The sequence below is a fragment of the Streptomyces sp. NPDC005195 genome (assembly GCF_040608315.1).
Classification (GTDB): domain Bacteria; phylum Actinomycetota; class Actinomycetes; order Streptomycetales; family Streptomycetaceae; genus Streptomyces; species Streptomyces kaempferi.
Map to the genome: position 1 here is coordinate 1 of NZ_JBEXHZ010000035.1, position 19,654 is coordinate 19,654.

The following is a 19,654-nucleotide window of genomic DNA, read 5'->3' on the forward strand; positions in this document are numbered from 1 at the left end:
GCCCAGCGCCTGGAGCTGCGCGAGGTACCGGACGGCGACGCCCACGGCTGGATCGGACGAGCGCACGAGATATGGCTCTCCCTCGGCCACCCCCAGCACGAGACCACCAGCGCACCCCGACCGCGCGCGACCACGTCAGCCTTCACCGGGCGTCGTCTTCCCGGCGCCGGCGACGTTCTTCATGCCCAGCTCCATGCCCACCCGCAGCGCTACGACGAAATCCTGAGCCAACACCTGCCCTGCCTCCTCGCCGCATTCGGCGACCTGCCGCCGACCTGGTGGTTCACCCGGTACCGGGAGATGGCCCGCCCCGACGCCGGCCAGCACCTCGACCTCACGCTGCATCTGCCGCGCGGCACGTACGGCGCCGCGGCTGAACACACCCACACATGGGCGAGCAGTCTCCATACCCTCCGCCTGTCGTCAGGACTTGTCCTGGCCACCTATCAACCGCAGACCGGGCGCTACGGCCACGCAGAGGCCATGGACGCCGCGCACCAGGTCTTCGCGGCCGACTCCGCCGCCGCCCTCACCCAGATCGACCTCGCAGGGCACACCTCCGACTTCGCCCCGCAGGCCCTCACCGCAGCCAGCGCCTTCGACCTCGTCACACACCTCGCACCTGATCCCACTCGGGCCGAGGACTGGCTTGTACACAAGCTCCCCCAGGGCACAGGACGACTGGACCGCACTCTGCGGGACCAGGTACTCGCACTCACCGCGCCCGGAGGGACATCCGCTCTCTCAGCCCTTCCCGGGGGCTCTCACGTCGCCGAAGCATGGCGGACCCGCGCCGTCGCCCTGCGCGTCTACCGGACCACTCTGGCCGAAGACCGGGACCCGCTTGCCGTCGCCCGGACTCTCCTGCACCAGCACCATGTCCGAGCCCTGGGCGTGAACCCGAGCGCCGAAGAGGTCACACTGCGGCTCGCACGGACCGCAGCCCTTACGCACCGGATGACGAACCGGTGACGGCGCCGGCCGCCACCGCCGCGGCAATCCTGGAGCAGTACACGGCCCGTCTCACCACACCCGCTCCGCCGCCCCCTAACGAACCCTGGGCCGCTCAGTCCCTTGCCGACGGCGCCGCCGGTATCAGCCTCCTTCACGCCGAGATGGCCAGCCGCTTCGGCGGCTCCTGGCGGGCCGCCCACCAATGGATCACCGCCGCAGCCGCCGGGCCCCTCACCGCCGCCGACACCACGGGCCTCTTCCTCGGTGCCCCCGCCATCGGCTTCCTCCTCACCACCGTCCCCCCTCCCTTCCAGCACCTCTACGACCCGGCACGCAAGACCCTCCACCAGCACATCACCGATCTCGCCCATCGCAGGGTCGACGCAGCGCTCACCCGTGTCCGCAAGCGCGACCTGCCCACCTTCAGGGAGTACGACCTCTTCTACGGCCTCACCGGCCTGGGGACATACTTGCTGCGCACCGAGCCCGAAGGCACAGCACTGGAGCGGATCCTTCAGTACCTCGTCACCCTGACCCGCCCGCTCGCTCCCGACGATCGCGGCCTGCCCGGCTGGTGGGTCAGCCATGACCCCGCCCGCGGCGAATCCCCTCACTTCCCCGGCGGGCACGGAAACTTCGGCGCCGCACACGGCATCACCGGCCCACTCCTCCTCCTGGCCCAGGCCCTGCGCCGCGGCATCACCGTCAGGGCCCATCGAGAGGCCATGTGGACCATCTGCGAACACCTCGGCGACTGGTGCCAGAACAGCCCAGCCGGCCCCTGGTGGCCCGAGCACATCTCGCGCCGCGACCTCGACCGCGGACGGCCCCACCACAACGCTCCGGCCAGGCCAAGCTGGTGCTACGGCACAACGGGCATCGCGCGCGCCGGGCAACTCGCCGGACTCGCTCTGCGGGCTCGTGACCTCCAGGCGTTCTACGAAGATGCCCTGTTCCGGGCTCTGACCGACCCCGTGCAGCTCGCCCGCGTCACCGACACCGGCCTGTGTCACGGCTGGGCAGGTATCTACCAGACCGCCGTCCGTGCAGCCGCCGACGCTATCGACCCCCGCCTCCGAGTCCTCCCCAAGCGGCTCGGAACCACGCTCGCCGCGCAGGCCCAATCCGGCGGACCCCCGGAGACGGGCCTGATCAACGGCGCCGCCGGCACCGCGCTCGCCCTCACCACGTTCGCCTCGCAGCAGGCGCCAATCACCGGATGGGACGCATGTCTCTTGATCAACTGATCCAGACCGATCCGAGCCCGACCCATCGCGCGGTCCGTGCAGTCCTCAGCGGCCTACCGATCGCCGACGCCGCTCACCAGTTCCGGATGGACCCCGTGATCCTGTCCGACGCCATCACGGTCTACGACCAGGCCGGCCGCCAGGCCCTGGACCGCCACACCGCAACGACCGGCTGGTGGCAGGTCTACCTCCACTTCACCGACTGGGCGAACACCGACGCCATCTTCACCACTCACGTCCTGCCCCTCCTGCGGGAGGCAGAGGACGCGGGCACCATCGACGGCTGGTGGTACACCAGAAAACACCCCTGCTGGCGCCTGCGCCTCCACCTACAGCCCACGACTGGCCTCAAACTCAGCCTCAACGACGGCTTCGACCAACTCGTCGCCCACGCACACCTGCAACGCTGGTGGCCCGGCATCTACGAACCGGAAACAGTGGCGTTCGGGGGCCCGAGCAGCATGACGGCAGCTCACCGCCTGTTCGTCGTCGACAGCCGACAAGCACAACAGTTGAGACATCGCGGCGACCTGGGCGTAGGACCGAGAGAACTGTCCGTTCTCCTCTGCACGATCATGATGCGAGCCGCCGGACTGGAGTGGTACGAGCAGGGAGACGTCTGGCATCGCGTCATCACCACTGAACACCGCTCCGCCCTCAGCGATGTTCCAGCAGACCGGCTCAACGCCGGCGCCCAGGAGATCCGACCCCTGCTCCTCGCCGACAGCGACGAACTCATGTGCGCCGGCGGTCCGCTGGAACCCGTCGCCGAATGGGCAGCCGCCTACCACCGCACGGGTCAAGCGCTCAGCGACGCCGTCCAATCCGGGACACTCGACCGCGGCCTGAGACAGGTCCTCAGCTACCACGTCCTCTTCCACTGGAATCGAATCGGCCTGTCCCTACGCGGGCAAAGCATGCTGGCCTGGGCAGCCCGGGCCGCAACCCTGCACACCGCCAGCGAGAACGGCACGTAGACCAGCTCCCTGCGACGCCTACTCCTCCTGCCCCATCACGCATCACCATGCCCCCCGATCGGCCACGGACCGCAACTGCTACGGCTCCCCCAAGAAACAGGGCTTCCGCTCTACGCGGCCCGGCGGCTCCACCACCCCCTCTTGAGGACACCCGACCATGTCCCCCCTACCCACCCCCGCCTTACCGGCGACCAGATCCGCACCCGTCTACTCGGAGGCGCGCTGATGCCCACCGCAGTGACGGATCTGATCGTCCACTCCGCGGGCCGCGACCACGAACTGCGGCTCGCGATGGAAGACCTGCAGCTGGACCGCTGGCTTTCAGCGCAACAACTCCTCCGCACGACCGCCACGAACTGGGCGCTGCGCACCGCGCGCAGTCAAGTCCTGGCCGTGGGTGCCGCCCAGAGCCACGCCATCGAGGCCTGGCGGCAAGAGGAACCCGACAACGCCAACGCGATGATGATGTGGGCCCGCGTACTCACCCAGCGGGCCATGCACGCCTTCCGCGACGGTATGCGGGGCGATGACTTGCGCCGCGCCACATACGCGGCGAATCAGGCGTGCCGGACCGCGGCAAGCCTGTGGCCGGCAGACCCGGTCCCGGGTGTCTGTCTTCTTGCTCTGGCGCAGACCGACGTGGACCGATCGTGGCCGCACGATCCACTGAACTGGGTCGAACACCGTGATCGTTTCCTGCCCCCGGGACCGTGGACGCTGCTGAACTGGGTGCACGCCCGGGACCCCTACAACCGTGAGGCCTACCACCGGACCCTGCAGGTTCTGCAGGCCCGCGGAACAGGCGACCTGGACTTCGCCCTGTGGGTGGCCAGCACCGCACCCGAAGGCGCCGCGGTGACGCTGCTGCCCTTGTATGCGTTCGTGGACCACTACCGGCGCTCCATCGCACACGGCCGTTCCGCGAGCGTGATCGCCTTCTGGGCAACCGAGGAGAAAGCGCATTACGCGCGGCGAGGGCTCGAGTGGTGGTTCAACGCCCCCACCCCGACCATGCAGCCAGCTGCGGCTGGCCACCAGCAGCAACTCCCTGACGTCCGTTCCCTCACGGATCTGAACCATCTCGCACATGCCGCTACAGCTACCGGCGTGGGCTATGCCGCCGACGTGTTCACCACGATCGGCCCCTACGCCACCCCCGCCCCCTGGGCGCACGTCGGCACGAACCCCGACTGGTGGATGGACGACTTCCGCTCCGCCCGCAACAGAGCCCTCAACCACCGCTGACCATGCCCGCCCCTGTCCGGCACGCCCGCGGGATCCAGCTCCCTGTCGAAACCGTCCGGCTCTCCAGAGCCCACACCACCACACCTCCCGTCACCAAATAGAACCCCTTACCAGTAAAGGATTTGTCCGTTGTCTGCAAGAAAAGCTGCCCATGCCCGCCTCGACGATGAAGCCGCCCTGCGCGCACACGGCTACCAGCCCGAACTGGCCCGCCGAATGGGAGTATTCGGGAACTTCGCGATCAGCTTCAGCGTGATCTGCATCCTGGCCGGCGCATGACCCTCTTCGGCTACGGCCTGAACACCGGCGGCCCCGCCATCATGATCTGGGGCTGGATCGGCATCGGCGCCATGACCCTCCTGTTAGGAATGTGTCTGGCCGAGGTGACCTCCGCCTACCCCACCTCCGGCGGCCTCTACTACATGGCCCACCGCCTCGGCGGACCCCGCTGGGCCTGGGTCACCGGCTGGCTCAACCTCCTGGGCCTGCTCGGCGCCATCGCCGGCATCGACTACGGCTGCGCCCTGTTCGTCAGCGCGTTCGCCAGCCTCCAATGGGGCCTCACCCCCACACCCGAAACCACCATCCTGATCTTCGCCGGCATCCTGGTCCTGCACGGCACCCTCAACGCCGCCGGAGTCCGCCTCGTCAACGTGCTGAACAGCATCTCCGTATGGTGGCAGCTCGCCGGCGTCGCACTGATCGTCGGAACCCTCACCCTCGCCCCCGCCCAACACCAGTCCGCGTCGTTCGTGTTCGGGCACTACAACAACGGCACCGGCTTCACCCACCCCGTCTACGTCGCAGCCCTCGGCTGCCTCCTCGCCGCCTACACGTTCTGCGGCTACGACGCCTCCTCCCACCTCTCCGAAGAGACCACCCAGGCGCAGATAGCGGCGCCCCGCGGCATCGTCCGCTCCATCGCCTGGTCCTGGGCCGCCGGCTTCGTCCTCCTCGCCGGACTGCTCTTCGCCATCCAGAACTACGACACCACCCTCACCACCGCCACCGGAGTGCCCCCGGCACAGATCTTCATCGACGTCCTCGGCACCGGCACGGCCAAGGGACTGCTCCTCGTCGTGATCATCGCGCAGTTGTTCTGCGGCAACGCCGAGACTGCCGCCGCCTCCCGCATGGTCTACGCGTTCTCCCGCGACGGCGCCCTCCCGTTCTCGACGACATGGCGGCGAGTCAGCCACCGCACCCGCACCCCCATCGCCGCCGTCTGGCTGTCCGTCAGTGCCGCCCTGCTCCTCGCCCTGCCGAGCCTGTACTCGCCGACCGCGTATGCCGCGGTGACCGCGATCAACGTCATCGGGATCACCCCCGCCTACGCCATCCCCGTCTACCTCCGCCTCCGCGCCGGCCGCCGCTTCCAGCCCGGCCCCTGGCACCTCGGCGTCTTCAGCCGCCCCCTCGGCCTCGTCTCTGTCCTCTACGTCATCGTGCTGACCGTCGTGTTCTGCCTCCCCCAGGCCTCCCCGATCACCGCCGAATCCTTCAACTACGCAGGCGCAGCGCTCGCCGTGGTCCTGCTCCTGGCCTGGCTCACCTGGATCACCAAGGGCAGGCGGGACTACAAGGTTCCGTCACTCGGTACTGCCGCGCAGAACGTCGCTCTCGCCCAGGACGTGCTCTGATGACCGACCCGACCAACACCGCCGCCGCCAGCCGGCCGCTGACCCGAGACCGGCTCGACGAGTTCGTCCGGGCCCATGACATCAAAACGATCATGCTCGGCGTCCCGCACCTGATGGGCCGTCTCAAGGGCAAGACCTTCGACGCCTCCCACTTCCTCACACGGATGCAGTCGGGTGCCGAGATGTGCGCCTACATCCTGGCCTCCGACGCCCACATGACCCCCCTCAACGGGTTTAGGCTCACCGGCTGGCACGACGGCTACGGCGACCTCACCGCCGTCCCCGACCCGACCACCATCCGACGCCTCAGCTACCTTCCCCACACCGCACTCCTCCTCGCCGACGCACACCACCACAACGGCACCCCCATCGAAGTCGCGCCCCGCCAGATGCTCCGCCGGCAGATCGCCCACCTCGCCGACTTCGGCTTTCAAGCCCGGGTCGGCATCGAGAGCGAGTTCCTCCTCTACCGCGGCAACCCGCACCGCATCCACCACAACGGCTACCACAACCTGGTACCCGTCTCACCCCACAACCTCGACTACGCCCTCGACCACCCCCCAGCCCTCACCGCATTCCTCCACGACCTCCAGCACGCCCTCCACCAGGCCGACGCACCCGTCGAAGCCATCAAGACCGAAGGCGCACCTGGGCAGATCGAAGTCACCTGGCCCTACGGGGATCCGATGCGCGCCTGCGACACTGGGCACCTGGGTCAGCCGGTACCGGCAGGAGCACGCCGGAGAGGAGCCTGCTCTGAACATCAGCGAACGCGCCCGCCTGCGCGAACTGGAACGCGAGAACCGGGAACTCCGGATGAAGACCGAGTTCCTGGGAAAAGCGGTGGCCTTCTTCGCCCAGGAATACCGGTGACGGAGAAGTACGAGTTCATCGACGGCGAGGCCGGCAACTTTCCCGTGCAGCAGATGTGCACTTGGGCGGGAGTATCCACGTCGGGCTTCTACCACTGGAGATCGAGGCCGCTGTCGGCCACCGCGAAGCGCCGCGCGGAACTGAGGGCCGTCATCCTCCAGGTCTTCTCCGACTCACACGAGACCTACGGCTACCGACGTGTCCACGCCGCGCTGCAGCGGATGAACGTGCAGGCCGGAGCGGAACTGGTCCGCGCGCTGATGCGCGAGCTCGGCCTGGTGCCGTGCCAGCCGCGGCCCTGGAGGGCGACCACCACCGCCGATGACGCGGCGCCGGCCACACCTGACCCGGGACCGACCGCGATGACCTTCCCGGCCCGGCGGGCCTGCAGAAGGGAGACCAGCTTCTTGGCCGCGGCGACCTCGGGTGGTGACGTGGCGCCTACCAGTAGGTGCGCGTGATTCGACAAGATGAAGGAGAACGCCTGATGCCGGTCCAGCTGAAGAAGACGTCCGCCCAAGGGCAGGGCCGCATCGCCGCCCTGCCCGCATCGGGACCGTGGCTGGAGTAATCCCACCGATCTACACCTGGGCACGGTCAACCACTGTCTGTGGAACGCCCCCACGGCCGAAGCTCCGCGAGGCCATGGCCCGACTGCTGGCCGGCGAGCCGCTGCACACCGACGGAGCGCTGACCAAGGGGAACCTGGCACGCGAGGCGAAAGTCAGCCACGCCACCGTCCACCGGGCCGAGGCGATCCTGGACGAGTGGAACGCCCAGTCGCCCGCCCTGTGCTCCGTACGCCCGGAGAAGTCCAACGCGACGAAACAATCGCTGACTTGCGCAAAAGGCTCCGCGATGCCACCACCAGGGCGACCGAGCTGCAGGGCAAGCTCGACGCACTCGCCACCGTGACGGCGAACCTCTACTACGAAAACCTGGACGGGAATCAAGTTGTCCGGGTTGTCCAGCCACTCGAGCAGGACGGCCTCTTGGCATTCCACTGAGGATGTGCTTCGGCCCGGTGACACCTTCTGCAGTTTCCCAGGCGTAGACGAATCCAGCTTCGAGAGATCGGATCTTCCTGCACGTCAGTGATGCTGTCACGGAGATTCCCACCAGTTCGCTCGCGCCACGGATTTGATCACCTGAACCCTATGCCGTCCGCCGCGGGCGCATGTTCGTCCCAGGTGTGGCCAGCGTCCAAGGTCGCCTGATGGGCGCGGCGATAGTTACGGTCGCCGTGCTGACGCATCCAGTTCGACTCGTACAGTTCATGCGCGAGCAGATCGAAATCGCTGGGATGCGGATTTCCGTTCTGGAGGCGTTCCCAGGCCCTGGCGATACGCGGATTGGCGTCGAATCGCAGCATTCCCGCGTCGAGCTGATGCGATTCGACGAACAGGTGGTTGTAGATCTGATTGATGTCGGCCGCGGAATAGCCGTGCGACGCCGCAGTCTGCGCCACCCGGTCGAGCTGGGCGTCGGCGCGGAAAGCGGCCTCCTGCCCGAACTCGCCCACCTCTCCGACCTCCTGGCCGCTGTATCGAAGCCCCGGACCGGCCAGGCAGCGCATCCACGGAAGGCGCGACGCGCGAGTGACCGGGCCGGTCACTCCACTGACCCGCTGACCGCCGCTACCCCGGCGGAGGTGACCGGGTGACCGCCGACGCCGAACTCCTGACCGTCCCGGAGGTCATGGCCCGACTGAAGATCAGCCGCTCCACCGTCTACGACCTCATCCGCACCCGGCAACTCGCCTCCATCACCATCGGCCGCGCCCGCCGCATCCCCACCCACGCCCTCACCGCCCTCGTCCACCACCAACTCGAACAGGCAGCCTGATGACCAACCCCGACACCAACCCCACCTCCACCAGCACCGGCTCGCGCAGGGTCCGCGCCAACGGCGACGGCACCGTCTACCAGCGCAAAGACGGCCGCTGGGAAGCCGCCGGATACGTCCTCGCCGCAGGCGACACCCGCAAGCGCATCCACGTCTACGGCACCACCCGGAAGGAGGCGCTCGCCCTGCTGACCGAGAAGGTCGCCACCAGCAACCGCGGCATTGCCGCCCCCTCGGCACAGGGCAGCGTCGCGGCGTTCCTCACGTACTGGCTGGAGACCGTTGCCGTCCACCGGCTCCGCGAGAACACCCACACCCGATACACCGCCTGCGTCCGCTTGTACGTCATCCCCGGCCTGGGCCGGAAGAAGCTTGCCAAGCTCACCGCCAAGGACGTCCGCACCTGGCTCGACCAGCTCCGCACCACCTGCCAGTGCTGCGCACGCGGCCTCGACACCAACCGCGACCAGCCCCAGTGCTGCGCCGCCGGAACGTGCTGCCGCAAGCGACTCTCACCGCTGACGCTGGCCTACGTGCACTCCGTCCTCAAATCTGCCCTGGAGCACGCCGTCCGCGAGGAGGAGATCCCGCGCAACGTCGCCCGCAACGTCCGCATGGGCACACCCCGACCTCGCCGCTTCGAACCCCTCACCGGCGAGGAAGCGCGTACCTTCCTCATGGCCGTCGACGGTCACCGGCTCAGCGCACTGTTCGAACTCGCCCTGCGCACCGGACTGCGCAAGGGCGAACTCCTCGGCCTGCGCTGGGAAGACCTCGACCTCGCAGGCGCGACCGCCAGCATCTGCCGCACCCTCCAGCGCACCAACTCCGCCGGCCTCACTGCCCTGCCCACCAAGACCCACAGCCCCGAACGGCGCATCGCGCTGCCCACCGAGTGCCTGCGCTCCCTCAAACAACACCGCGAACGGCAGGCCCGGGAGCGCCAGGCTGCAGGGACGGGCTGGAAGGCCAGCGGCTACGTCTTCACCCGGCCCGACGGCAACCCCATCGAGGGCAGCACCCTGACCCGGCACTTCAACGCCCTACTCCGCCGAGCTGCCCTGCGACGCATCAGGTTTCACGATCTCCGGCACTCGGCGGCAACCCTCCTCCTGGAGCAAGGCGTCGAACTCGTCGTGATCAAGGAGCTCCTCGGTCATGCGCACATCGGGGTGACCGCGACCGTGTACGCCCACGTCCGACTCCGCCTTCAGCGCGACGCCATCGACCTCCTCGGCAACGCCCTCCGGCACCCCGCCGACCCTGCCGTCCGACCCGACGACGGCGACGAACCCCCCGCTCGTGCAGCACCCGTCCACTGATGTTGCCGTCAACTACTGCCGTCAAACACCCCAGCGGCCCCATCGAAAACGTTCTGATGGGGCCGCTTCACCGCAGTTGCACTAACTCGTCCAGCAATACACGAACATGCCAGACCTTCGTTCTTCCCGGATCAATTCGACAAGCCCCTGCAAGATACCGGCAGCGATAGCAGGTTCGATTTTCCCTGCCTTTTCTTCGCTTGCCCACCAAGAAGCCAAATCTAGGATCTGGGATGCAGAAGCCCGACCAAGGGAATCTACAAGCGACTCCGAAAGCCTCAGAACCAGCGCCCCCTCGTCACTCTCCTCGACCACCTCGGGCAAATCGCTCTCCACTAGTGATTCGAATGGGACTCCACTAAGGCGGGACTCCCAATCCAAAATAGCCTCTTCGGCGTCGAAATTCCCAAAGGTAATGCTATCCAATGACGAGTCAGGGCCGATGCGAAGGGAGTCAATCGCTCCATCGTTCGTTGCAACGAAGAACTTGACAATGTTGCTCATGAACTCACACTCCGCAATCCGCTCGCAAAGGCTCTTCGGCCAGGTGGGCCTGGGCACTCGTGGGGCGAGCGCCCAGGATCTTGACACCTTCCGGAGCCAGCTGACTTTGTCAAATAGGGAAGCCCGGCATCACTGCCAAAGGATTCCAACCCCTGGGCCATATCTCGGACCATAGTCAAAGACATGCTGACCCCACATGCGCGGAGTGGTCAGATCATACCAGCCAATACCTGGGACGCTCGTACCGGTATTGATCCAGTCCGGGCCGGGCATGCCATTCGGAGTGGAGAATAGATCACCGAGCGATGGATCGGCATCGGCGAGATCCTTCACACGAGCATCGAGGATATTTCCCTTGATGGTGTTAGCCCGACTGGGCCTTCGTGCAATCCGCGCGAGATCCTTTGCCGAATATCCAATTGTGCCACTATCCCACTCGGCTGCTGCTGTGTTCGCATGCTGAAGTAGGCGGGAACCCAAGGCATCCGGCTTTGCAATTGCATTTCCGTTCGTATCGACGATACTGCAACTAGTATTGTGGACCAAGATCGGCGTGCTACCGGCCAGTACATAGTACGTGTGGAGTTCCTGGACCGTGAGGTTCCAGCGGTTCGCAGTACCGGGCGTGAGCCGAGTGGATACGACGTATGCGTGGCCGTTGTCAGTCGCGTTGAGGGCATCGCCGTGACGAAGTTCGCCAGCCGATTTCCAGGTGTGGGTGGTGTCGTCCCAGAACGGGTGGTTAGCAGTGGTGTGGAGAGTCGCAGTGTGGCCGTGCTTGTCCCGAACGGTGACGTCGAGCAGATCCTTGTCGTGGTTGATCCAGACGTACTGAACTATGCGTGCGCCCTGGTGCTTTCCCGTCTTGGGATTAGCCGCCTCGACCTTGTCACCAGTCTTGATCTTGCCGATGGCCTTGGTTTTGCCGCCTGCCATGAGGACGGGTGTCTCGGGCGAGAAGCTGCACTGCTCGTGGTCGCCCCTGCCAGCACTTTCGGCCGTGGTTCCTGAGTTGCCAATGCTGGGTTCGTCCGGGGCGGCTGCGGCCCTGCTCGAGGACGTCGCCTCGTCTTGGGAGTTGGCCTTCTTGGGTGCCGCGGCATTGGTACCTGCGGAGTCCTTGGTTGATTCCTTGCCCGCGCCCGACGCGGCCGCGGCATCGCCCGAGCCGCTTCCTGCCTCGTGCGGTGCGGCGTCGGCGGAAGCCTTCGGAGCCTCGCCGGCCTCACCGGCACCGCCTGCTGCGGGTGGTGAGTCGGCTTCCTCTCCGCCTAGGGATTCGCCTCCACCGCAGCCCATGGCCATACAGTCCGCGCCACCGGCCAATCCACCGACCGCTCCGATTGCTTCGCCTGCCGCCATGACGCACGCGGGGGCTGCGACTACAGTCTCGGTGCACGCGGCGACCGCTACAACCACCACCACGACCACGGCGACGACCGCAACCACGGTCGCGACCTTCTCGGCGACCGGGAGGGCTTTCTTGAAGTAGTGTCCTGCGCATCCCCAGAAGCCCGAGCAGCCTCCGCTGCTGTGGTGCTTGTGCTTACCACTGGACGTGGTGGTGACCCCGGCGGCCTTGTCGTTGGCCGCAGCGCAATCCGATTTACAGCCTCCTCCGACGCCGTCCATGGCCAGCATCAGGCCGCTCGGGTCGGATGCGCTGGCTGGGTTGTCGCCGGCGTAGGTGTAGCCGCCCATCTGGTTGGGGTCGCCGGCCTCGAAGACCGGGTCGGGGCTGAGGAAGCGGCCCAGCATGGGGTCGTAGTTGCGGACGCCAAGGAGGTCGAGGCCTGTCACGGGGTCGGCGGGCTGGCCGAGGAAGCTGTGGTTCTCGTCCGCAGCGACCCATGTGCTGGGCTTGGTACCGCGAGGGTTGCCGAAGGGGTCGAAGGAGCGACGGGTGACCGCCAGAGTGGAGGCGTCAACCGCGGTGACGGCGGTGCCCTGGCCGTTGGCGACCTGGTAGGTGACGGTGCCGGTGCTGGAGCGGGTGACGGTGGTGCCGTCGGGGCCGGTGATGTTGCGCAGGCCGGTCCAGGTCTTGGCGGAGACGTTGAGGGTGATCTGCTCTGCGCCGCCGAAGAGGTAGAGGACGCGGGTCTTGTCGAGCCCGTCGACCGCGGCGGTCTGCTCGAGGACACCGCCCTGGGCGTCGTAGAGGTACTTGCTGGTGTTGGTGTGGCTGCCGGAGGTGGTGGCGACGGTGGCGGTGCGGCCCTCGGCGTCGTAGGTGAAGGTCTGGCTCTGGCCTGCGGGGATGGCGCCGGTGGCGGCGTTGGTCCAGGTCTGGCCGGTGCCGCCGCAGGTGGTGAGGGTCAGCTGGGTGCCGGTGGTGGCGGAGGCGGCCGGGTCGGTCAGGCACATCGCCGTGTTGGCGGCGCTGACCAGGGTGCCGGTGGTGGTGACCTTCCACTTCTGGGTGGCGTCGGTCTTGCAGGTGTCGATCACCACGAGGGTGCCGCTGGTGGTGGCGTTGCCGGTGGTGTCCAGGCACATGCCGAGGACCTTCACGGTGCCGTCGGAGCCGATCGTCCAGTTCTCGCTGGTAGCACCGTTGCAGGTGTTGACCTGTACCTTGGCCCCGGCCGTGGTGGAGCCGCCTGCGTCGTCAACGCATCGCTTGACGCCGCCGGTAATCGTAAAGGAGCTGGTCAACGGGCCGGTGGTGGTCACCTTGCGATTGATGGTGTCGCCAGCGTTCACGTTGCCGTATGCCGGGTCGGTGTAGGTCGAGGCGATGGTCGCTGTACCGGCCGGGTTGGTGAGGGTGGCCGTTCCTGCCTGGTCGGGAAGGGTGGCGGGCGCCGTGCCGTTGGTGCCGGGATAGGTGATGGCCTGTGTCGTGTCGTTGAGGGCGTTGCCGGTCGCATCGTGGTTGACGGTGCCGGTGCGGTCGCCGAGTTGGTCGTAGGTGTAGGTCTGCCAGTAAGGGGCGGGGCCACCGACGGTGGTGGTCTTGATGGGGGACGTGGTGCTGGTCTGTACCCGTGCGGTAGTGCACCCACCGACCGCTCCGGGTGTGGCCGCGCCGGAGTTGGTGATGCTAGCGGTGTCCGTCCAGGCGGCGGTCAGCCGCTGGAAGGAGTCGTAGGTGAAGCACTGAGTGTCGTGGCTGGTGTTGTCCTGCAGGTCGTCGGCGGCGGTGAGTTCACCGGCCTGGTTGTAGCGCAGGTTGGTGACGTCCAGAGCAGTCGTGGACGTCTGCAGCATGCTGCTGGTCTGGGTGACGCGTCCGGTGGTTGCGTCGTACTGGGCAAAGGTCGCCAGTTCTTTGCCGCTACGGCCGTAGTCGGCCTGGAGTACGCGTCCGAATGCATCGTGTACGGCGGTGTCGAGGTACGCGGGGGTGTTGGCGGAGTTGATGAAGCCGCCGATGCCGTCGAGGTTGCCCTGCTGGGTGTATCCGTAGTCGATGTCCTCGGCCGGTAGGTTGCCGTCGGCCTGGAAGTGCGTGGTGGACAGTAGGCCGGCGGTGTCGGTGTAGCGGTTGGTCGAGCTGTAGGTGACGCTGCCGGAGGTGGGTGCGCTGGTCTGCCCTGCGGCGGCGAAGCCGTCGGACGACGGGACGGTCAGTGTGGTGCCCAGCGGCTGGTAGGCCGTGTTGTAGTCGGTGACGGCTTGGGTGTAGGCGGTTCCTGAGGCGCCGCCGACGTAGCGGGTGGCTGAGGTCGGGTAGCCCTTCTGCAGCGTGTCGTACACGTGGGAGACCAGCAGTTTGGACTGATCGGGGGCGGACGACCAAGCGGCGGCGTACTCGGCGGTGGGGCGGTTGTCCCAGTCGTAGGTGAAGGACATCGCCTGGCCGCGGGAGTCGGTGGTCTGCAGCAGGTTGCCGGCGATGTCGTACTTGTCGAACGTGGTCTTGCCGGTGTTCGGGTCGGTCTGGGTCAGTTTCTGGCCGAGCAGATTGTAGGTGTAGGACCAGGCGTTGCCCGCGTTGTCCTTGATCGTGTCGACCTGGCCGGCGGGGGTGTAGGTGTACTTGGTGGTGGCGTCCGCGGCGGCGACGGCGCCTGCGGTGCCCTGCTTCCACAGCATGGTGGTGCCGTTGGAGGCGACGACGGCCGCGGTGGAGTCGTTACGGACCTGGAAGGTGGCGCCGGTGGTGGCGGTCAGGCCGGTGGTCCACAGCTGGGCCGCGGCCGTGCTGTAGATGACCAGGTTGCCGTCGGTGCCGAACTTGGCCCAGGCACCGGCGTGGCCGGAGGTGCCGGAGGACCAGATGGTCGCGCCGGTCGAGAGAGCGGACAGGACGAGGTTGCCGTCGGACTGCATCGTCAGGCGCACGCTGTCAGAGGTGAGGGACGTGCCCGAGGGGATGACCGAGCCGCCGGTCAGCGTGACGGTGGAGCCGGTGTTCTTCACGACCGTGCTGGTGGTCTGGCCTACTGCGTTGGTGAAGGAGGCGGTGGAGCGGCCTCCGGCCGGTGCTGTGGTGTCGACCTCGTCGACGCCCGGGTAATTGGTGGAGGTGTGCCACTGCTCAACGGCCTGGTGCCAGAGGGTCTCCTTCAGGGTCCGGCCCTCACCGTCGTAGGTGGTGGTGGTCTCCGAGGGAATCTGGTTCTCGTTCGCTGCGTACAGCGTGGTCGAGGGGAAGGTGGTCGGCTCCGAGTAGGGCGCGTAGGAGGATGCCTGCCAGCCGTGGGAGTCGTAGAAGGTGTCGGAGATGACGCGGCCGGAGTTGGAGTCGCCCATGGCGGTGGCCTGAGTCTGACGGGGCTGGAGCATGCCGTCGTAGATCGTGACGGAGGTCGCGTACGTGCCGTCGTCCCGCAGTGACTTCGACGTGACGGACGTCGGCGCGCCCGGTTGGGTGATGGTGTCGCCCGGCGCGGGGACGGCGCCGGGGTTGATGGAGTACGCGAAGGTGCGGTCCGCGCTCTGGCTGCCGGCCTTGTCCCGGCCAGGGAGCCACACCGCGGTGCGCCGGCCGAGCGCGTCGTAGGTCATGTCGGTCTTGCGGCCGTTGGCGTCGACGCTCTCCAGGGTGGCCCCGCGCAGGGCGTCGAGCGTGGAGGTGACCTTCCAGCCCTTGCTGTTCGTGGAGTTCTCGCCAAGGGCGTTGGTGTTACCGCCGGAGGTGCTCCAGGCAGGGCTGAAGTCGGTGTGCGTCTTCTGTCCGGTGGCGTCGTAGGCGTCGGTGACTCGGCCAGCGCCGTCGTAGGTCATGGCCGAGGTGGTCAGCCAGTTCTCGGTCGTGCCGGTGTAGCTGGTGGCCGTCTGCGTCGCGGTTGACTCGCCGGAGGCGGAAACCTTCCCGAAGGTACCCAGGCTGCTGGGGGTACCGTCACCGAGGTAATAAATCTTCTTGTCCGTCAGGAGGCTGCTCGCGCTTGCCGCGGTGGAGCAGTCACCCACTACCGAGGTGACCCGGTCGGGGTAGGAAAGCATCATCGTGTTCGACGAGGGCGGGTCGGCGTAGGCCGTGGTCGCGCACTTCTCCTGCTTGGGGTCGACGCCGTCACCGTGCGCGTTGACGGTGGACAGCCGTCCCTGGCTGTCGTAGGTGGTGTCGTTCGTGGTGTGCCGCCACGTGCCGTTGGCGAGGAGCGTGTACTGCAGGCTGCTGCTGGACTTGATGCGGTGGGCGGTGAGGTCAGGCAGAGTGGAAGGGTCGGGCTTCGTCCCGCCAGGGTTGTCGTCCTGAGTCCAGGCCGTCCAGGGTGTCTGGGCGGAGGAGGCCGTGGTGCTGAAGGTGAACGGGCCGTTGATGCTGACCGCGTCGATCGTGCCGCCGGCCTGTGTGTAGCTGGTGTCCTGGAAGTTGGTTCCGGCTAGTTGATCAGCATCGGTGATGCTCAGCACCGTGTTGCCGCCGACCTTGGCGTCGACGGTGACGGAACGGCGGGTGCCGTCCGCTCTGTAGTCGCCGTCCATGCCCTGCAGATAAGTGGTGGTCTGCTGGGTGACTGGTTCCGGGTCCTGCCCGGTCTGGACGGTGACGGTGCGGAATCCGCGGAACTGGTCCCAGGTGCGGTACTGGTCGTCGGTGAGTGCGTCGTCGTCCCGGTGCCAGGCCGGACTCGAGTAGCTGTAGTGGGATATCTGAGCTTCGGAGCCGGCCGGATTGTTCTGGGCATCGGGCTTGTACTGGCCGGCGATCGTCAGGTCGGATGTGACGACACTGTTGACCGTAGCCTTGTTGAACCAGTCGGCGATCGGTTTGGAGGCGCCGGGCACGGTCCAATAGACGGGGTAGCAGGACTCGGTGTTGCTGTCGGCGTGCGAGATCGAGAGCGTCTTGCCTGCGCACGGGGCGGAGTTGTACTCGACAGCTATCGACTCGCCGGTCTCCGTCTGAATGCTGGAGATTCGTGGCCGGTACAGCGGGGGTGCGGATGGGGAGTCGTCGTTGACCCTGTTGTCGATCTCGGTTCCGGTGAACGACACCTGGTTCAGCGCGATGTCGCTGTTGCCGTTGTCGTAGGTGCCCTTGCCTGTGTGACGGAGGGACTGCAGCCACATCACGGCCTGCAGCATTCCAGCGTCCTTGGGGTCCACTGTGGTGCCCGTGACCGGGTCGACGGTGCCGCCCGCGTCCGAGTAGACCTGGCCCAGTTTGTAGGTGTCGACCGCGGTGAGCTGGTCGGTGGCCTTGACGTGGACCTTGGTGGTGATGGAGTCCAGACGGGCCGTGGTCCAGAAGCTGGGTCCGGCAGTGATGCAGACGTCGTCGGGGACAGTGGTCGCGCCGTCGGGCAACTTGGTCTTGTCCGTGGAATCGCAGTGCAGGTCCCACGGCGTGTCCGGCCAGTGCGTGGCCGTGCTGTCCTTGAGGTGGTCCGCCGAGCAGTCGGTGAACGTAGTGGTGGTCTGACAGCGCTGGGCCAGCCCGAAGTCCACCTCGGCGGCCGGTGTGCGGCCGGCCTGCTCGTCATCGAGCGTGTAGCCGTACGAGATCAGCGTCAGCGCGCCGCCGCGCGTGTAGGAGGTGAGGGAGCCGGTGTCGTCAGGGTCGTCGGTCGCAGCCGCCTGGCCGCCGCCGAGGTCGTAGTAGTTGGACTCGGTGGTGTAGTCGTAGCGCTGCACAAAACCGTCCGGCGCCACAACGAAGTCGAGGTTCCAGCGCCATCCTTCGGGCTTGTCGCACTGCGACGCCTTGCCCCTGGCATCGTCGTGGCAGGGGTCCGTGGAGCGCGGGTGCAGAACAGGGACGCCCCAGGCAGAGTGAGTGGAAGCGTCGGCTGGATCGGCAGGCAGAGCGACGCTGGTGCCGGGATCCTTGGGTGAGTGATCGGCACCGAAATAGGCAGCCGTGCCGTCCGTGGTCAGGACCCGGTAGTAGACGCCGTCGTGCAGCCCGTTGGCCGCGCCGGACAGTTCCTGGACAACCGTGCCGTCGTCACCCTGGATGCGCCATTGGCGGATCTCACCAGCCACGCTCGGGTCAACGCCGTCGGGCACCAGCACACCGGAGTGGGAGCCGAAGGAGAGCGTGGCGTTGTCCCCGCCCCAGCATTCGTCCGCCGAGCCCTTGACGAGTTTCTTGCCGTCGGAGTCGAGCAGTGAGCTGCAGCTGCGGTAACGCCGCTCGACGTAGCCGACCTGATAGCTCCAGCCGTCGCCAACCCAGGAAGCCTGGGAGTTACGGGCAGTGGTCTCGCCGTCGACGGACTGGGAGTCGTAGCCCAGGCCCACGGAAGGCGCATTTCCGCCGATCGCAGCGGGCACGGAGATCGGGTAAGAGTAGGTGAAGGAGCCGGTGGCTGACGCTTGCCAGGTACCGGCGGCCGACAACTGCGTCGCCCCGTAATCACCTTGTGAGCCTGAGGTACCGGACGTCACAGCGAGCGCCGTGGTGCTGGCGGTGCCGACGGCACTCAGCGGTGCGGTGCGCTCTGACATCGCCGAGGGCCCGCTCGTGCTCTCGGACGGCTTAGCGGATGCGGTGCTCTGGTCGGGTTTCGGGGATTCCGTACCGGCGTCCGGCGTGGCGGCGTCGGTTCTGGCAGGCTGCGACGGCGAGGTGTTGACGCTCGCCGACGGAGTCGCACTGGTCGTGCTGTCAGTCGCCTTGGGATCGGCCATGTCGTCGTCGCCGGAAGCGGAGGCCAGGGTGACGGTAGCCGTCAGTTGCTCAGCGGCGGCCCGGTTGGTGAACTTCAGCGGGGTGGCCTTCTGGCATTCCGGCTTCTGCGGGGTCGTCAGCGCGCAGCCGGGCAGCTGCACCAGCTGCAGCCGGGAGCCGTAACCGCCGCCGTACTGGCGAGCGATCGCCGAGTAGTCGATGACCACCTTGAGCCGGTTCCCGGCAGTCGTCGTGCCGGCGGGGGTGATGCCCAGGAGCATGCCGTTGGCACCGGTGCGCAGTGTCTGGGTGTGCGATGCGGCCTGCACCCGGACGGAGTCGACCTCGGGCTTCGTGTCGGCATCCGCGACCCACACGGGAAGTGAACCCGCCTTGACCGGCTTGGACTTGGCCTGGGGAGTGAAGTCGACAACGGCGGTGCCCGCCTTGGGCCAGTGGGCCGTTTGCGCGCGGTACGCGCCCAGTGCTTTGTAGCCCTTGGGGTGGTGCTTGGGTGTCTTGGGCTGCAGGAGGTGTGCCCCTACGGCTTTCGTAGCGGGAAGCTTCTTGGGCCGCCACGCCTTGCCGTCGAACGAGAAGCCACCGTGATGGCCGAAGCCGTCGTCGGAATGGCCGGCCAGGAACCCCGGCATGCCGAACCCTGAAGCGATCGCTACCGGGAGCAGCAGTGCGAACAGAGCCACCGGAATGATCCACAGCCCCAGACCACCGAAGAATCTCCGGTGCCACGTGCTCGCGAACCAGCGCCGTCTGCCACTCACGTGTAAACCCCCAACGAGACGCCCCTCTTGAGGAGCGGTCATGCAGCAAGACCACAGGTAAGTGATCGTGTGGAGGCTAGGTATGGCCATGATCGCTACTCAAGACCCTTTGCCATTTCCATGGGAAGGCCATGCATGTTCATGACGGAACCTGTGTAGGTTCTGTGTCGAAATTGATCACTTCACAGACCTCTGTGGCACACGGGCTTCCCCATCCCGCTGCCCCGCGAACCGAAGGAAGCCCGACCGGT

General features: G+C 67.1%; 11 protein-coding genes and 1 pseudogene. 9 read left to right on the forward strand and 3 right to left on the reverse strand.

Annotated elements, in window-relative coordinates; translation table 11 throughout:
* The 7 genes and pseudogenes from ABZV34_RS27315 to ABZV34_RS27345 form a co-directional block, all read left to right on the forward strand.
* On the forward strand, positions 1–972 hold a 972-nt coding region (locus tag ABZV34_RS27315; protein WP_356281931.1), incomplete at its 5' end, for a thiopeptide-type bacteriocin biosynthesis protein.
* A complete protein-coding gene (locus tag ABZV34_RS27320) occupies positions 969–2,201 on the forward strand; it encodes a lanthionine synthetase C family protein (protein ID WP_356281934.1) in 1,233 nt (410 codons plus the stop codon). The genes ABZV34_RS27315 and ABZV34_RS27320, both read left to right, overlap by 4 nt.
* Complete coding sequence (locus ABZV34_RS27325) at positions 2,183–3,178, forward strand: thiopeptide-type bacteriocin biosynthesis protein (protein WP_356281937.1); 996 nt, start codon at positions 2,183–2,185, stop codon at positions 3,176–3,178. Before ABZV34_RS27320 ends, ABZV34_RS27325 begins: the two co-directional genes overlap by 19 nt.
* Positions 3,179–3,403: 225 nt before the next feature.
* Positions 3,404–4,423 carry a hypothetical protein gene (locus ABZV34_RS27330; protein WP_356281940.1) on the forward strand — a complete coding sequence of 340 codons (1,020 nt, stop codon included), beginning with the start codon at positions 3,404–3,406 and terminating at the stop codon, positions 4,421–4,423.
* Between the two features lie 216 nt (positions 4,424–4,639).
* A pseudogene (locus ABZV34_RS27335) lies at positions 4,640–6,063 on the forward strand (amino acid permease).
* Positions 6,063–7,397: an IS3 family transposase gene (locus ABZV34_RS27340; RefSeq protein ID WP_356281943.1), complete on the forward strand. Its 1,335-nt coding sequence runs from the start codon at positions 6,063–6,065 to the stop codon at positions 7,395–7,397. Before ABZV34_RS27335 ends, ABZV34_RS27340 begins: the two are co-directional and overlap by 1 nt.
* A 378-nt stretch (positions 7,398–7,775) precedes the next feature.
* Entirely contained in the window at positions 7,776–7,943 is a 168-nt protein-coding gene (locus ABZV34_RS27345; RefSeq protein WP_356281946.1) for a hypothetical protein, read from the forward strand.
* A 137-nt stretch (positions 7,944–8,080) separates the two neighbouring features.
* Here the strand turns inward: ABZV34_RS27345 and ABZV34_RS27350 are convergent, their stop codons facing one another.
* The gene (locus ABZV34_RS27350; RefSeq protein ID WP_356281949.1) at positions 8,081–8,458 is read right to left on the reverse strand and encodes a hypothetical protein; all 378 of its coding nucleotides are present in this window, start codon (positions 8,456–8,458) and stop codon (positions 8,081–8,083) included.
* Between the two features lie 137 nt (positions 8,459–8,595).
* Here ABZV34_RS27350 and ABZV34_RS27355 point away from each other — a divergent pair, with 137 nt between their 5' ends.
* Positions 8,596–8,781, forward strand: a complete 186-nt coding sequence (locus ABZV34_RS27355) for a helix-turn-helix domain-containing protein (RefSeq protein ID WP_356281952.1) — start codon at positions 8,596–8,598, stop codon at positions 8,779–8,781.
* Positions 8,781–10,103, forward strand: a complete 1,323-nt coding sequence (locus ABZV34_RS27360) for a tyrosine-type recombinase/integrase (RefSeq protein ID WP_356281955.1) — start codon at positions 8,781–8,783, stop codon at positions 10,101–10,103. Before ABZV34_RS27355 ends, ABZV34_RS27360 begins: the two co-directional genes overlap by 1 nt.
* 81 nt (positions 10,104–10,184) lie before the next feature.
* Here ABZV34_RS27360 and ABZV34_RS27365 read toward each other — a convergent pair whose 3' ends face one another.
* Together ABZV34_RS27365 and ABZV34_RS27370 are read right to left on the reverse strand one after the other, a co-directional pair.
* Positions 10,185–10,607 (reverse strand): hypothetical protein, encoded by a 423-nt coding sequence (locus ABZV34_RS27365; RefSeq protein WP_356281958.1) that lies wholly within the window; start codon positions 10,605–10,607, stop codon positions 10,185–10,187.
* A 129-nt stretch (positions 10,608–10,736) separates the two neighbouring features.
* Positions 10,737–19,325: a ricin-type beta-trefoil lectin domain protein gene (locus ABZV34_RS27370; protein ID WP_356281961.1), complete on the reverse strand. Its 8,589-nt coding sequence runs from the start codon at positions 19,323–19,325 to the stop codon at positions 10,737–10,739.
* Positions 19,326–19,654 lie beyond the last annotated feature (329 nt).